This is a genomic window from Psychrobacter sp. TAE2020 (assembly GCF_018919485.1).
Classification (GTDB): Bacteria; Pseudomonadota; Gammaproteobacteria; order Pseudomonadales; family Moraxellaceae; genus Psychrobacter.
Window position 1 is genome coordinate 1,727,117 of sequence record NZ_JAHLMU010000001.1, and the last position, 16,123, is coordinate 1,743,239.

Sequence of the window (16,123 nt, forward strand, 5' to 3'; positions counted from 1 at the left end):
TGTCAACAGCTATTTTCAATTATTTTAAAATAAAAGCTGTTTTTTTATTAAAACCGCAATTCTATGGTTGATAGGCTCTACTTTATCACTAGCGGCCAGTCATTTAAGGTGGCGGTTAGGACATTAAACGGCATTAGCCATAACTCTGCCTGCTGGCTAAGGTTAGAGTGCTCTGTAGCACCGTGCTGTTTCAACACAGTAGGTCGATGAATATTATTGTTACTAGCATTAGCAACCGGATAAACTAGCCATACTTGCTCAGCTTGATAAGCTTGGGCATAACTGGCCAGCTGGTAGGCGTCACTGGCACTGACAGATGACGGCTGTACTAAAGCCTTCCATTTTATATCGATCACATGACTACAGTTAAAAGCGTTTTGAGCATCATTGAGCTGGTAATGATTATTTTGATCAGCAGCATTATCAGAATTGTTATTGGTATTAAGATGAGCATTGTTTCGAAAACCATTAACGCTATTGGTATCACGACTATTAGTTACACTAGTAAACCGCTTGCCAATCAAAAGATCAGGGCGTATAGACAGACAGGTCTGACCCCACTTATCTCTTAGCCAACTATGCTGCGCCTGATATAAGGTTTGATAATTATTATCAAGCTGCGCAAAACTCATAGCGATGCGTAAACTGGCCCATTGCTCAAAAGCTTGGTTCATGTTGAATAATATGCATAGCCTTGGCTGTCTAGCTGCCGCCAGAGCGCTGTTGTTAGCTCTCAGGCTGTTACCTACCTGCACAGCTAGCTGCTGCCTCTGCAGCAGCCAGTAGGCCCACTCTAATAACTGCTGAGCGCTTTGCAGCTGTTCACGTGCTAAGGGTTGCATAGCTAGCTGGCGCTTCGCTGATAAATATAAACTATCGAGCTGGCGCAACTCGTATTGATTACAGGCCGTTACCGCTTGCCAAGCCAGTAGCGGCTGTGCTGCCAAATTCTTTATTGAGCCATTAGAGTGCTCAGAGCACGATGATCGAGCCAACAGCGGCTCAAGCAATACTAAAGCACTCTTTATCAAGCGATTACTGAGCATATCTATACTTAAACTACTAACTTCGCTGACGAACTTATGCGGCTGCATAGCATTGCGTCGCAGTTGTTCTTTGATCAGTAATTTACCTTGTAGCATGCTCTTATTCTGAACACTTGCCTGATAATAATGGGCTGGCTGATAGCGTGGTAGTAGCTGTAAAAACTGCTTTACTAGCCATTCAGACAGAGGTAAAGGCTGCATCGCTAAGGAAGGCAAAGGCTGTAAGTTAGTACTGATTTGAGCTAAGTTTTTACGATGCGGTAACCTGTTATTCTCCTTGTCGAATAGATCGCTGAGCATTTGCTGCACCCACTGTCGGGTAAGCGCTATATTGTAAGTGCTTGAGCCATGATTGCTCGAACTATCAGTACCGGCGTTGTGATCAGTAGCGATAGGTTTAGGCAATATCTCAAGAGTCGTACCACTAGGGAGCATAATGATACCGATGTAGTGCCCTACTTTTAGTTGCCATTGCCCACGCTGGCGCTTCAAACTGAACACCTCAAACTCTTGCGCTAATAACCAACTAAAATCGCTAGCTTGGCTAAAGTCTTTTGCCGTCAAGCGTTGATGCTCAAACACACTAATAATTAAATTATTGGAGGCTACTAAACCAATCTGTTGACGCTTACTACTCGATGGGACACTTCTATTTACTGGCGCAAGCTGGGGCTGACGGCTATTGATAGTATCTATTGGCATCTACGATTCATCCGTATCACTAGGGTTCTAGGTAGCAGTATGTTTTTGAGTATTAGCATGGTTTTGGGCAGCAGTATAGTTTTGAGCATCAACATAGTTGCTAATAGCTGGAAAACGTCAACCACTATATAGAGGCGTTGATGATTTCTCATAGCTACTGTCGGATTAATATAAGCGTTGATAAACATTAGCCTTAGCGAAGGTACCTGTTCTAGCAACCAGCTGCGCATTAACTTGATAGCTGTTAGCGGCCATCGACTGACCTAACAGCGCCTGTTGGGTATTGAACATAGGGTCAGTATAGCCAGCTTGAATATTAGTTTGACTATTAAAATGCGCCTGACTATCCTGAATAAACTGCGCATACAAAGGTTGCTGTTCATCATTAAATAGATACTGTAGTAATGCCAACTGTCCCCCCGTCGCTTGCGCCAATTGCGGGATAATCTGTTCAATAAGAGCGGTTTGTAACTGGCCAAGAGTCGTCAATGACCATAAAAAAGCATGACCCAATTGTGCCTCTGGCCCTAATACTTGTACGATACGCTGATTTAAACCAGTCAAAACTTTTGCTAAATCTATAACTGTCACTGCTTGCTCATTAGGAGCATTATTAGCAGCGTTAGTTGATAGTTTAGGCGGGTTTGAAAGCTCATTCTCTAGGCTATCAGGCACTTGGATAGTCGCTAATAATTCCGGCCGTGGCGGACAATCGATAAAGCGAAAACGGCGTCGCATCGCCATATCGAGTGGCGCTAAAGAGTGATCCTGAGTATTCATAGTGGCATAGATATCAAGATTATTAGGCACGGCAAAAGCTCGACCAGAATAAGCCAAATTCACTTGCATAGCTTGCGCTTGACCACTACGTTTATCTGGCTCAATTAGACTTAGCAGCTCACCGAATACTCGCGATACATTAGCACGATTGATCTCATCGATCAGCATCGCATAACGCCGCTCAGGATCATTAGCTGCCCGCTGACATAACTTTAAAAAAGCCCCATCTTGGATATCATAGTGCATTTGACTGCTTTGCTGGTTCTGAGTACCGGCGCTGAGCACTGGGCGAATACCTTCCACAAACTCCTCATAACCATACGCTTGATGGAAGCTGACCATACTAAAACGCTGACTACTTTGAGCGCTAGAGCTTTGGCCTTGTTTAGGCTGCTGCTCATCCTGCACTTGTTTAAGCTCAGTCAACTGCTGCGCTAAATCAGTCAATAATGGCAAACTGTCTGCCAATAAATACCAAGCGCCACTCTCATCTTTATCGAAGTAAGCTTGGCTAGCACGGTTATCACAGCTGACGGTTTTAGAGTCTACTGGACTGTACATTTGCAGCACTGACCAAGCGGTATTATTAAGGTTTTTTGCCCGAGCATTTTGGGCAGCTTTGGCGACGAATAACTCATGCGCTACAATCTCAGGTACTTTTGCTAAATCCTGCTGCTCAGCTCGTAAACCGAGCATGACTAGACAAACGACTTCTCGCCAGCTCAGTGGCTGTAGCAGGTGCGCTAATAGTTGCTGATGGTCAATAACTGGCAACTGATCGGTGTACTGTTGAGCGATTTGTAGCAACTGGTAAGTCTTGCCTGTACCAGCAACACCCGTATAAATAACGTTAGTAGCAGTATTCACAGAAATGTCACGCATAATAAACCTAGCTGTTGAGAGAGATAGCACTTGCTTAAGGCACCTAGTAAAGCAAAAGAGCGCAAACGCAGTAACCTATGGTTAATTAGAAATTAAAGTCTCCACTAAGGTTATTTTATAAGCGCAACAGTCTATGTTATGAGTATTAGTAAAGTGTCAGTTAATGCTACCATAGTTGTAATAGCATTGAGATACTAGCCTAGCTAAAGCTGGCCACATAAATCTAGACACTAATTAATAAACATCTTAATAATCATAGCATTACTGCTTTTATTGTATGAATTAACTGCTATCGTTTTGTTCAAATCCAAGGAATGCGCTATGTCAGAATTACTGAATAAACTATCCAACAAAGCCAAGTTACCTACCAAAATTGCGAAAGCTATTACTCCCCAAGCGGAGGTTTTGAATGATAAACTGAAGCCGATTAGTAATCAGTTTACCAAACTATTATCAGTGACCAAATATCTGCCTGCCTCTGCACGCTCTACAGTATTATCTAAAGCTTTTGGCAAAGTGGTGCCTTATGTTGGCACTACTGGCGTGTATTATGAAACTGTTGAGCCTAATAAAGTAGTCGTCAGTCTAAATAATAGTAAAAACGTTCAGAACCATATCGGCTCTATTCATGCCGTTGCTGTTACTTTACTAGCTGAAACGGCTACTGGTTTTATTCTTGGTTTGAACTTACCTATGGATCGAGTATTATTAATAAAGTCTTACTCCGTTAATTTTTATCGACCGCTTAAAAAAGGTCAAGTAGCGGCTATCGCTACTTTATCAGATGAGCAACGTCTGGAGATTGTTAATACTCCTAAAGGTGAGATGATTATCCCTTGTGTTATCAATGATCGGGAGTCCGATAGCGAGCGCGATCCTATAGTAGTTGAGATGACTTGGGCTTGGATACCTAAGTCTGAGCTTGAAGCTAGACGTGAAGGCAATAACAGTAACAGTAACAGTAACAATAAAAAACAAAACGTAAAACCAGCAGCGGACCCACAGTCGAATAGCGATTTGAATAAATAACTGCTGATATAAGTTGCGACTTAGCGACTTTGTCGATCATTAAGCTCAACAACGATCATCAGAAAAGCAAATAATACTATTATAAATAAGGAAGTTTCTATGTTTAGCAACCCTAGCAAAATGACTCGCGCTGTAGTGCGTCGCTTAGCAGTCCCATTACTGGCAACTCCATTAATACCACTAGTAATAGCCGCTGGCTCGTTGAGCTTAGCTATCAGCGCCAACGCGGCCCCCACTACTACTAATCCTACTTATAGCAAATCCGCGCCGCTGTTCTTGGGTGATGGTGGCAAATACCCGTTCTCAGAAGCTGTGCGAGTTGGCGATACTTTATATATGTCAGGTCAAATTGGCTTTAAAGACGGCAAGCTAGTTAAAGGTGGTATCAAAACTGAGACTAAGCAAGCACTAGATAATATCCAAATGGTATTGCTAGAGTACGGCTATCAAAAGTCAGATATCATCAAGTGTAGCGCTATGTTGACTGATATGGACGACTTTGGCGACTTTAATAAAGTCTATCAGAGCGAGCTGAGTAAGCCTTATCCAGCACGCTCAGCCTTTGGGGTTACAGAGCTAGCCGCTGGTGCTAGTGTTGAGATTGAATGTATCGCTGCAAAATAAATTTCGCTCAATAGTTTTATAGTTAAGCTTAATAACCAACGCTTAACTATAAAAAGACTTTAGATAACCAAAGCTTTTCAATAAAAAGCTTTAAAATAAACACTGCTGTCAAATAACCACAGCGTCATCGAGCATGGCGCTTTCTTTAGTGACGCGTAGCACTTCCTCTAAAGTAGTACGTCCTGCCAGCACCTTACGTAGTCCATCAGCACGGATAGAAGGAGTGTTTTTACGCGCGTATTCCTCCAGCTCATACTCTGCGGTATTACTATGAATCATTCGTCGCAAAGTATCATCCACAGGGACGACTTCATATAGCGCAGTACGTCCTTTGAATCCTGATTGATTACACTTATCACAACCGACCGCCTTAGGTATTTTTATTACGCTATCGATTGGCAGATCAATCTCGTTAAATAGCTTGGCTTGCTCAGCATCTGCTACTTGCCAACTCTGTCAATGGCTGCATAAAGTACGTACTAAGCGCTGAGCGACTACCCCTATCAATGAGGATGATAATAAGAACGGCTCTACGCCCATATCTTGCAGACGAGTCACTGCACCGATAGCGGTATTAGTGTGCAAAGTTGACAGTACTAAGTGACCGGTTAATGAGGCTTGCACAGCAATCTCAGCGGTCTCAAGATCACGAATCTCCCCGACCATAACTACGTCTGGATCTTGGCGTAACATAGCCCGCAAACTCTTCGCAAAAGTCATATCAACTTTATTATTCACTTGCGTCTGTCCAATACCATCGAGCTGAAACTCAATAGGATCCTCAGCGGTTAAGATATTGCGAGTCTGATCATTAAGATCAGTCAAGCCTGCATACAAAGTAGTGGTTTTACCAGAGCCTGTAGGACCGGTGACTAAAATAATGCCGTGTGGCTGATAGATCAAGCGCTTAAGCTGTTGATAGTCGTCATCAGATAAGCCTAGATAGGTCATATTCAAGCGCCCAGCTTGCTTATCTAGTAGCCGCATCACCACTCGCTCACCAAAACTTGAAGGTAGCGTCGAGACACGAACATCGACTTCTCTGCCTGCTAACCTGAGACTGATACGACCATCCTGTGGTACTCGTTTCTCAGCGATATCAAGTTTAGCCATGACTTTGATACGAGATACTAGCAATAGTGCCAGCTGTCTTTTGGGAGTGATGATTTCTTTGAGCTCGCCATCGACACGAAAACGAACCACTAGACGCTTCTCAAAAGTCTCAATATGTATATCTGAGGCATTAAGACGAATCGCTTCTGACAGCAGTGCATTAATAAGACGAATAATAGGCGCATCATCTTGGATGTCCATAAGATCTTCCGTTTCAGGAACACTATCCGCTAGGCTATCTAGGTCAGGATGATCTTCTAGACCAGCAGCAATATGTTGCGACTCGCCCGTGTTACCTGAATAAGCCGCATTCATGCGATTTTCAAAATCTTCAGGACTGATGCTCTCATAAGTCGGTGCGCCCCGTATACCTTGCTGCTGTAAAAACCGTACTGCTTCGTTAATAGCAGATAGCGGCGTCGCCTTAGTCAATACTAAGGTCGGCGACAGCTCAGGCTAAATAGCCAAGAGGATTAATAGCTGATGGCGCTTGGCAAAACTGTAAGGCAATTGCATCATAAGAAGGACCTGACAAAGAATGTTGGGTGGCTCAAGGTAAAGCAATACTCAGCGATTTGTTGGCATAGTTGCTTTATTTAACAGCTACTTTATTTGCTAGCTAATTTATTTAACAGCTAATTTATTTGCTAGTTACTGCAATTATCTCCCTGATAAGTAACTAATAGCTAGTTATTAATGACTCTAACAATTAGCCAATAAATGCTCCAACCACTCGCTATCAAACTTCCTAAAACCGGCTAATAAACCTCTATTTATTAACAAGCTAACTGTTGAGTGAAAAGGCAAAAAGAGTGGTCGTGAGTTTAGATGAGTTTGTTATAATAACATTTTGTTATACCTACAGCAGGTTATCAATAAACAGACTCTATGCTTTATTTGCTGAGTTGATAACTTCCTATAGCGATGATTAATCGCTATAAAGGGCTGATTAATCCAGCCTAACTTTAGTCGCTGCTTTACTTTTATTGCCTATCCGTTATCAGGACTCTATCTATGTCACAAGCTAACACCCAAGAAGCCACTATTAATCAGCAAAACTCATTAGGCTCAGACAGCTTCACAGTAGGCAGTCGTACTTTTTCATCACGGTTGTTAGTTGGTACCGGTAAATATAAAGACATGAACGAGACTGGTGCAGCCATTGCCGCCTCTGCTGCAGAAATCGTTACCGTAGCTATTCGTCGAACTAATATAGGCCAGAACCGTAATGAGCCCAATCTGTTAGATGTAATCTCTCCAGATAAATACACTATTCTGCCAAACACTGCTGGCTGTTACGATAGCGATAGTGCCGTGCGCACTTGTAAACTTGCTCGCGAGCTATTAGGAGGGCATAATCTAGTGAAGTTAGAAGTGTTGGGCGATGAGACTAGTCTCTATCCCAATGTTATGGAAACGCTAAAAGCAGCTAGAATTCTGATCGATGATGGTTTTGAGGTCATGGTTTATACCTCAGATGACCCCATAGTCGCGCAAGAGCTTGAGAGTATGGGCTGTGTAGCTATAATGCCTTTGGGTAGCTTGATTGGCTCAGGTCTAGGTCTTCTCAATCGCCATACACTCAGCTTGATTATTGAAAATGCTAAAGTACCTGTATTAGTCGATGCAGGCGTAGGTACGGCATCAGATGCTGCTATTGCCATGGAGCTTGGCTGTGATGGGGTGCTAATGAACTCAGCGATTGCCAATGCACAAAATCCGGTAATGATGGCGCAGGCGATGAAGCATGGGGTTTGGGCAGGACGCCAAGCATTTTTGGCAGGTCGTATGCCGATGCGCAGAATGGCTACTGCCAGCTCACCGCAAACTGGCTATTTTTTCCAATAAAAGCTTTGCAATAACAAGTTGGTAGGTAACTGCTTTCGATAAGCTGTCCACTGCCAACTTGCCTAAAACTTTTTAGCAAATTTTTATAAGTTATCATCTCATTAATTACTAATCGCCGTAAAAGGACTTATTATGCGACTTATGACCGCCGTTGATCAATTATTTTTACTGTTAGAGTCGCGCAAACAACCTATGCATGTCGGTGGTTTGTTTTTGTTTGAGCTCCCTGAAGATGAACAAAGTGCCGATAGCGACTTTGTTTATAAATTAGTGCAGCAGATGCAGACTTCAACGGTGCCGCCAAGTTTTCCTTTTAACCAAGTGTTAGAAAATTTAATTTTTTGGAAGCAAGACGATCAGTTCGATGTTGAACATCACTTCCGCCATGTCGCGCTACCTAATCTTGGTCGGGTGCGTGAGCTATTGATGTACATATCGAAAGAGCACAGTCGCTTGCTTGATCGCGCTATGCCGCTATGGGAGTGTCATGTCATCGAAGGGATCTTACCTGAGTTCGAAGGTAGGCCTGGGCGCTTTGCTTTATACTTTAAAATCCACCATTCTTTGGTTGATGGTATTGCTGCTATGCGCATTGTTGAAAAGGCATTGTCACAATCACCAACCGAACCGATGACGTTGCCGCTATGGTCGCTGATGACTCGTCATGGCAATAAAGCTGAAAGAGTGCAGCCTGCAGCACGTTCAGTGATACGCATCATCAAAGAACAACTGTCTACTATCAAACCGGTATTCACTGAGCTAATAGATAATCTAAAGCATAGTGGCGATATCGATTATGTTGGCACTTTTGATGCGCCTATGAGTATACTTAATCAACGTATTTCAGCCTCGCGGCGTATCGCAGCGCAGTCTTATGATATTAAGCGTTTTTATAGCATCGCTGATAGCTTTGAGATGAACCAAAATGACGTGGTGCTGGCAGTTTGTTCAGGGGCAATTCGTCGTTATTTATTGGATATGAATGCCCTGCCAACTAAGCCATTGATAGGCTTTGTACCGATGTCATTACGTTGTGATGATAGCGATTCTGGCAATCAAATCTCATTTTTGATGGCCAATTTGGCGACTCACTTAGACGATCCAGTAAAGCGTATGCAGCTGATTCATGACAGTATGAACAGTGGTAAGCGTCGCTTCCGTCGAATGAACCAAGCCCAAGTTATCAACTACAGTGCGGTGGCTTATGCTTGGGAAGGGCTCAATGTATTCACTGGGCTGTTCCCTAGAAAGCAGGCCTTTAACTTAATCATCTCCAATGTACCGGGTTCCAAAAAGCAGCTGTACTGGAATGGTGCACCGCTCAAAGCCTTGTATCCCGCTTCTATTCTAGTAGACGGACAAGCGTTGAACATTACTCTGGCTAGTTATCAAGACAAAATTGAATTTTGTATTACCGCTTGTAGCAAAATATTGCCGCATGTGCAAGACATGCTAGCATTGATCGAAGAAGAGCTAAGTTTGTTAGAAAGTATCAGTGAAGAGAAGCGTTTGGGCTTACGTGAGAAGTAGTCATTGTGCAGTATTGAATCGCTAATATTCAAGGTTAAACACTCAAGTTTCATTAACACTCTTTCGATAATAAGCCTTTAGTAATCATCTTAAGTAACAATCTTAAGCAACAACCCTTCAGTAACCAGCTTTGAGCATTAATTAGCCGCACAAAAAAGCTGACTCTTTAATAGCGTCAGCTTTTTTTATAAACACTATCCAGCTTTTAGCGGTCGCTAAATAACCGCTTAAACTGCATCGCCCCAGATAGGCACAACTACTTGCATCAAAGGCTTTAACAACTTGATATTACAAGCAAAAATTGAGCCTGTAGTCATAGAGTTATGAGCGCCTGTATGATCAACTACAGTACCGCGAGCTTCAGTAACAATCAGCTCACCAGCAGCAATATCCCACGGCTTAATAGACATTTCGAAATAGCCATCAAGACGGCCAGCAGCGACATAACATAGATCTAGCGCCGCTGAACCTAAACGACGAATTTGACCACCTTCTTCAGTAATCTTCAATAAGCTGTCAAAATGCTGTTTAGCATAAGAGACCACTTCATTGTTACGTGTACGCTCTAAAGGATGACCAGTAGTAAATAGACCGCCCTCAATAGTTTTGCGCTCACTGACGTTGATCCGGCGCTGATTTAGACGAGCGCCTTTACCACGGCTGGCAGAGAACATCTCGTCACGGACAGGATCATAGACTACGCCATGTTGGGTAACGCCTTTGTGTTGAACGGCAATAGACACACAAAACTGTGGAATACCATGCACAAAGTTTTTGGTGCCATCAAGAGGATCAATAATCCAGCACCAGTCAGCATCTTCGCCGCGACCTTCTTGCATGCCGAACTCTTCACCTAAGAACGAATGAGTAGGATAGCTACTCTTCAAGGTCTCAATAGTCAACTTTTCGCTAAAGCGATCGATACGCGTTACTAGCCCATCTAAACCTTTTGACTCAATATCAAATTCAACTTTATGGCGGTTTTGATGCGCGTATAAAATCTCTTTACCAACTTTTTCAGCAGCACGCGCTGCGATGACAACCATGGGTTCCATAAATAACCTGTCTGTTTGAGGAATAAAAAACGAAATAGTATTTAAGCTGTAAAATAATATAACTCTAAAGAGATGATCTATAAAGTTTTTTGCTTTTAAAGCGCTGCGAAATTATTATCTAGTGGCTCTAATAACAGCGATTTTAGCAACCGTAAGTTTAACAACAATTGCTATAAAAATAATGGCTGTAATAGCAGCCCACTATTTAGTAGGCGCCTATTACAGCCACTATCAGACTACTAGGGCTTGTAACTGGGCAACCACACCAGTCGTATCTAAACCAGCATCAACTAACTGCTCTAAAGGTGAACCATGAGCCAAAAAGCTATCAGGAATACCAATATTAGCAATAGCCGGTCTATTAGACTTAAAGGCCGGCGAGCTATTTAGCAAATACTCATTTACCGCACTACCAGCGCCGCCCATAATCACATGCTCTTCTACAGTAGCAATATGGGTGACTCCTTGGCTAATCAAGCTCTCTAACAGTTGAGTGTCTAGAGGTTTGACCCAGCGCATATTGACCACTTGGACTTGAATATCAGTATGACTATCCATCAGCATAGCAGCAGCTTGTTGCGCTGTCGCAACTAAAGTACCAAAGGCTAAAATCGCTAGCTTAGTGACCGCATTATCTGCGCCTAATACTAACTCCACTACTCCGCGCCCTATTGGATATTGCTGTGCTGGTAGCTCAATAGCAGCGCCTACCCCATTACCACGTGGATAACGTACGGCACTACAGCCTTGATACTCATAGCAAGTATTCAATAGATGGTAGCACTCGTTTTCATCTTTAGGGGCAGCAATTAGTATATTAGGAACACAACGCAAGAAGGCAAAATCAAATATTCCTGCGTGAGTTGCCCCATCTTCCCCCACCAAGCCAGCACGATCGATGGCAAAGGTTACATCCAGATTCTGTAAGGCCACATCATGAATGAGCTGATCATAGCCGCGCTGTAAAAAGGTAGAATAAATAGCTACTATAGGCTTAACACCTTGAGTAGCCATGCCTGCCGCTAGGGTCACTGCATGCTGCTCAGCAATCGCCACATCGAAAAAACGCTCAGGATATTGACGAGCGAAGTCCGTCATTCCCGAGCCTTCTTCCATAGCCGGAGTAATGGCCAGCAGTTTATCATCCTGTGGCGCTTTGTCACACAAAAACTGTCCAAATACTTGCGAATACTTTAGAGGCGTTTTTTGCTGCAAGTCAGGCTTAGTCTGCAAATCTTTCACACTGTCAACAGCGGCTACTTTACCTATGGCATGAAAGCCAACAGGATCCGCTTCAGCAGGCGCAAAGCCTTTGCCTTTAGTAGTATAGATATGAACTAACACTGGGCCTTTTATTTGCTTGGCTCTACCTAATACCCGCAGAAGCTCCGGCAAATTATGACCGTCAAATGGGCCAAAGTAGGTAAAGCCAATAGCTTTGAATAAATTATCTTCAATCTTAGGCACCTCACGATGCTGCTTATGACGTTTGCGTCGATCGAAGTCTTGCATGCTAGGGCGCTGACGCAGAACTGGTTCACCCGTTTCTGAAATATCAACTTGATAACCGGACTCCCACAGCATTGCTAAATGCCTTGAAAAGCCCCCTATCGAACAAGATATAGACATATCGTTATCATTGAGGATAACCAGTAGATCAGCATCTTGTTGCACGGCATCATTCATCGCCTCAAAAGCCATACCACCGCTCATAGCACCATCACCGATAATACAAGCGACTGTCTGTTCACGCTTTTGGTAACGTAAGGCTAAGCTCATGCCTAAGCCGGCTGAAATCGAAGTCGATGAATGACCTACCCCAAAGGTGTCGTAAATAGATTCTGCACGCTCAGGAAATGCCGTTAGGCCCGCCTTAGCACGAATACCAATGAGTTTTTCACGGCGACTGGTCAGTACTTTATGACCATAAGCTTGATGACCTACATCCCAAACGATCTGATCACGCGGTGCATCTAACAGATAGTGCAAAGCAATAGTAAGTTCAACCACGCCCAAGTTGGCACCGAAATGACCGCCACTTTGACCAACTGCGTATAATAAAAACAAGCGTAACTCGTCAGCTAGAGTGATTAGCTTATCGGTAGATAACGTCTTAAGGTCAGAGGGATTATCGATACTATCCAATAACAAGGTCTGAGGACGTGTATGCGGAATCGTCACATAAGTCTGTTGCAAACCGTGTAGGTGCGCAGCAGACTCAGTAGCTGATGACGTCGAAGTAGACGCTGACCGAGACTGTGGGGAATGAGATGACTGCTGCATAAACCGTGCTATACCTACCAATCTGCTGACAAGGTGCCGCCTTACCCTATCAAATGCGCTCCGTTATCATTATGATGCGGAGACATGAATATTCTACAATCTTGACAATAGCGGCATAAAGCTTGCAATTATTGACTGTAGATAACGATATGCTTAGTGCATCGCCACTAATCATTTATAGTAAGACTCAATAATAAACACTGTTACTGAGTATTCATACTAAATGTTGATGACGATACAGTAATGTAAGGGCAAAGACTCGGGACTGTATCTGTTAAAATAGTATGGCATAATAGCATTTTTTTTGGCCCATCGTTCCAATCATCGTGGCTACTCTGTGAATTTTATGTGTTTTATTGCTAGTGAAGTGACTAGTAAAGCTAACGTAGACTAGTATTCTGGGTATTGATGCCAATATAGCTAGCACTCATCGTTGTTATTTATCGGTTACTAATAGGTTACCTACTAACAAGGTCGCCATCAGTCCAATAATCATAATACTCATACTTTGTGCCGTTTACATCATCGGCCTATGCAGGACAGTAATGTCATATCATTTTATTACCAGTGCTAAATTACCTACTCGTCATGGCGAGTTCGATATCCACATGTTTGAAAACGGTGATGGTCAAGAGCATGTAATGCTCACGGTTGGCCTACCTGTTGTCGAGCAAGATACCTTGCGTAGTGCCATTAGCACTAACCAAGTGGCTGCTATTACTGCTACTAACCGCTCGGCTGAAAACACTAATAACAAGTCAACTGACAAAGTTTTGCCCAGTGTAAATGCGGCTAGTAATAATGGTCGTCAGCAGCTTGATGAGCATAATAAAACAGTGCCTTTAGTACGTATTCATTCTGAATGTCTAACCGGCGATGCCTTTAGCTCGCTTAAATGTGATTGTGGGGCGCAACTAAATACCGCCATGCAGGCCATTCAAGCGGAAGGCTGTGGTGCTATCTTATATTTGCGTCAAGAAGGTCGCGGAATTGGCTTGACCAATAAGATCCGAGCCTATGCCCTGCAAGATCAAGGTCATGATACTTTGGATGCCAATCTTATGCTAGGTTTTCCAGCCGATGCTCGCACTTATGATATGTGTGGCGCTATGCTGGCTCATGTAGCCGTTGACAAGGTTCGACTAATTACTAACAATCCAGATAAAATCGCTTACCTAACTGAGCATGATATCGAAGTGGTTGAGCGCGTGCCTCTAGTAGTAGGGGTCAATGCTATGAATGCTGATTATTTGGCCACTAAACGTGATCGCATGGGCCATTTACTAGACCCAGAAATTTAGAATACTGCTGGTACTTTGATAATAAAAAATAGCGCTTTAAAGCCTCTGACCATTAAGACCTTAGTTTCTCAATGCTTAATACTAGAGCGATCAGTAGTTAGAGCATTTTGTGAATTGACGATTGCTGAGTTATAAGTTGCCACTGCTGAGTTCTAAGTCCTAAACCTTCATTATAATAATAGAGATCTTTATGACTATTCCTAAATTAAATCCTACACCCCTTGCCAGCACAGACACTTCAAAATCTGAGGGCGGCGTAACGGCAGCTGATCTACTACGAGTTCGTGAATTTTTAGTAGGACTACAAGCCAAAATTTGTCAGACCCTAGAAGTGCAAGAAAGCGCTGACGGCGGTACAGCTACTTTTGTGGCCGATGATTGGGAGCGTCCTGAAGGTGGCGGTGGTCGATCTTGTATTTTAGCTGATGGCAAGGTAATCGAAAAAGCTGGAGTGATGTTTAGCCATATTCATGTCAGCAACTTGCCAGCCTCAGCAACTGCTCGTCATCCTGATATTGCCGGACGTAAAGCGCAAGCGCTGGGCGTGTCTTTGGTAGTACATCCCAAGAATCCTAATGTCCCTACTAGCCATGCTAACGTGCGTCTATTCGTCGCCGAAGCCGCTGGTAAAGAGCCTATTTGGTGGTTCGGTGGCGGTTTTGACTTGACGCCTTTTTATCCAGTATTAGCAGATTGTGTGCATTGGCATCAAGTCTGTCATGACTTGTGTGTGCCTTTTGGTGACAATATCTACTCGGACTTTAAACAATGGTGTGATGAGTATTTCCATTTACGTCATCGTGATGAGCAGCGCGGTGTTGGCGGTCTGTTCTACGATGATGTCAATACTGAAAGTCGTGGCTGGGACTTCGATACTTGTTTTCAACTTATGCAAGCAGTTGGTCAGGGCTACCTCGACGGTATTATTCCTATCTTTGAGCAGCGCAAAGATCTGCCTTATACTGACGAGCAGCGCGAATTTCAGCTTTATCGTCGTGGTCGCTACGTTGAATATAATCTAGTCTATGACCGTGGAACTTTGTTCGGCTTACAGAGTAATGGCCGCATTGAATCAATCTTAGTTAGCATGCCACCGCTTGCCAGTTGGCACTACCGCTTCGAGCCTGTAGCTGGTACGCCAGAGTTTGAATTGACTGACTTCTACTTAAAACCTCGGGATTGGTTGACTTTATAGTCTTTATTGGCATAATAACTCTGATAAGCAGATAAATGTCTTACGTTATAAAATTAGATTTGCTAGTAAACGTTTAGCATATCCGAAGGTCAGCTCCTGTAGCTGACCTTAACTTTATAAGAGATACTTTATTTATAGCTAGTCTAACGTAGCCACTTGTTTTTGCATAAGCACTTTAAGGTCAGTATGATTTAATACGCTTATCACAAGCCACGTATAAAGGAGTTTTACTATGTCAAAATTTTATAACCTTACCCCATTAAAATCTATCACTAGCGTCACGTTAATGACTTTGGCACTAGGCTTAAGCGCCTGTAGCGGCCCTACCAATCCTGATGTAAAAGCCCGTCAAGATATTATGAAGAACTACGGTGATACCATGAAATCAATAGGTGGAATGGTAAAAGAGCCAGATACTTTTGATGCGGTAACTTTAAAAGAGCAAGCCTCATTTTTAGCGGAAGAATCTAAGAGCCCTTGGGTTCATTTTGAAGATAAGGCAGCCATTGGTAATGCTAAAGAAGCAGTTTGGACTGATATGGCTAACTTCAAAGCCAAAGCAGAAGATTTTCAACAGGCTAGTGCTGAGTTGAATGTTGTGGCACAAACAGCAACTTCTGCTGATGATATAAAGATGGCTGTTGGTGCAGTTGGCAAAAGCTGTAAATCATGCCATGATGATTACCAAGTAAAAAAAGATGACTAGTTGTTTTAACTTAGACCAATGCTGGCAAC

At 43.1% G+C, this 16,123-nt stretch carries 11 protein-coding genes and 1 pseudogene; 7 read left to right on the plus strand and 5 right to left on the minus strand.

The features are described 5' to 3' along the window. Nucleotides 1–77 precede the first annotated feature (77 nt). Together KPY62_RS06980 and KPY62_RS06985 are read right to left on the minus strand one after the other, a co-directional pair. Nucleotides 78–1,748, minus strand: a complete 1,671-nt coding sequence (locus tag KPY62_RS06980; RefSeq protein ID WP_216581370.1) for an McrC family protein — start codon at nucleotides 1,746–1,748, stop codon at nucleotides 78–80. Between the two features lie 165 nt (nucleotides 1,749–1,913). Continuing rightward, the gene (locus tag KPY62_RS06985) at nucleotides 1,914–3,410 is read right to left on the minus strand and encodes an McrB family protein (protein WP_216581371.1); all 1,497 of its coding nucleotides are present in this window, start codon (nucleotides 3,408–3,410) and stop codon (nucleotides 1,914–1,916) included. 321 nt (nucleotides 3,411–3,731) lie between these two features. Between KPY62_RS06985 and KPY62_RS06990 the strand changes: the two genes are divergently transcribed. Together KPY62_RS06990 and KPY62_RS06995 are read left to right on the plus strand one after the other, a co-directional pair. After that, nucleotides 3,732–4,439, plus strand: a complete 708-nt coding sequence (locus KPY62_RS06990; protein ID WP_216581372.1) for a DUF4442 domain-containing protein — start codon at nucleotides 3,732–3,734, stop codon at nucleotides 4,437–4,439. 99 nt (nucleotides 4,440–4,538) lie between these two features. Then, a complete protein-coding gene (locus KPY62_RS06995; RefSeq protein ID WP_228730604.1) occupies nucleotides 4,539–5,063 on the plus strand; it encodes a RidA family protein in 525 nt (174 codons plus the stop codon). Nucleotides 5,064–5,171: 108 nt separating this feature from the next. Here KPY62_RS06995 and gspE read toward each other — a convergent pair. Further along, nucleotides 5,172–6,626, minus strand: a pseudogene (gspE, locus tag KPY62_RS07000) (type II secretion system ATPase GspE). A 564-nt stretch (nucleotides 6,627–7,190) separates the two neighbouring features. Between gspE and KPY62_RS07005 the strand changes: the two are divergent. Both KPY62_RS07005 and KPY62_RS07010 read left to right on the plus strand, forming a co-directional pair. Further along, nucleotides 7,191–8,024 carry a thiazole synthase gene (locus KPY62_RS07005; RefSeq protein ID WP_216581373.1) on the plus strand — a complete coding sequence of 278 codons (834 nt, stop codon included), beginning with the start codon at nucleotides 7,191–7,193 and terminating at the stop codon, nucleotides 8,022–8,024. A 132-nt stretch (nucleotides 8,025–8,156) separates the two neighbouring features. After that, the gene (locus KPY62_RS07010; protein WP_216581374.1) at nucleotides 8,157–9,554 is read left to right on the plus strand and encodes a WS/DGAT/MGAT family O-acyltransferase; all 1,398 of its coding nucleotides are present in this window, start codon (nucleotides 8,157–8,159) and stop codon (nucleotides 9,552–9,554) included. 227 nt (nucleotides 9,555–9,781) lie between these two features. Here the strand turns inward: KPY62_RS07010 and KPY62_RS07015 are convergent, their stop codons facing one another. Continuing rightward, nucleotides 9,782–10,609 (minus strand): inositol monophosphatase family protein, encoded by an 828-nt coding sequence (locus KPY62_RS07015; protein WP_201621726.1) that lies wholly within the window; start codon nucleotides 10,607–10,609, stop codon nucleotides 9,782–9,784. A 231-nt stretch (nucleotides 10,610–10,840) separates the two neighbouring features. Then, nucleotides 10,841–12,892 carry a 1-deoxy-D-xylulose-5-phosphate synthase gene (gene dxs, locus KPY62_RS07020; RefSeq protein WP_216581375.1) on the minus strand — a complete coding sequence of 684 codons (2,052 nt, stop codon included), beginning with the start codon at nucleotides 12,890–12,892 and terminating at the stop codon, nucleotides 10,841–10,843. Between the two features lie 545 nt (nucleotides 12,893–13,437). Between dxs and ribA the strand changes: the two genes are divergently transcribed. The 3 genes from ribA to KPY62_RS07035 all read left to right on the plus strand — a co-directional run bounded on the left by ribA (nucleotide 13,438) and on the right by KPY62_RS07035 (nucleotide 16,094). Next, nucleotides 13,438–14,193 (plus strand): GTP cyclohydrolase II, encoded by a 756-nt coding sequence (gene ribA, locus KPY62_RS07025; protein WP_216581376.1) that lies wholly within the window; start codon nucleotides 13,438–13,440, stop codon nucleotides 14,191–14,193. 190 nt (nucleotides 14,194–14,383) lie between these two features. Further along, nucleotides 14,384–15,388, plus strand: coding sequence for an oxygen-dependent coproporphyrinogen oxidase (hemF, locus tag KPY62_RS07030; RefSeq protein ID WP_216581377.1), 1,005 nt, complete (start codon nucleotides 14,384–14,386; stop codon nucleotides 15,386–15,388). 232 nt (nucleotides 15,389–15,620) lie between these two features. After that, a complete protein-coding gene (locus tag KPY62_RS07035) occupies nucleotides 15,621–16,094 on the plus strand; it encodes a c-type cytochrome (RefSeq protein WP_216581378.1) in 474 nt (157 codons plus the stop codon). Nucleotides 16,095–16,123 lie beyond the last annotated feature (29 nt).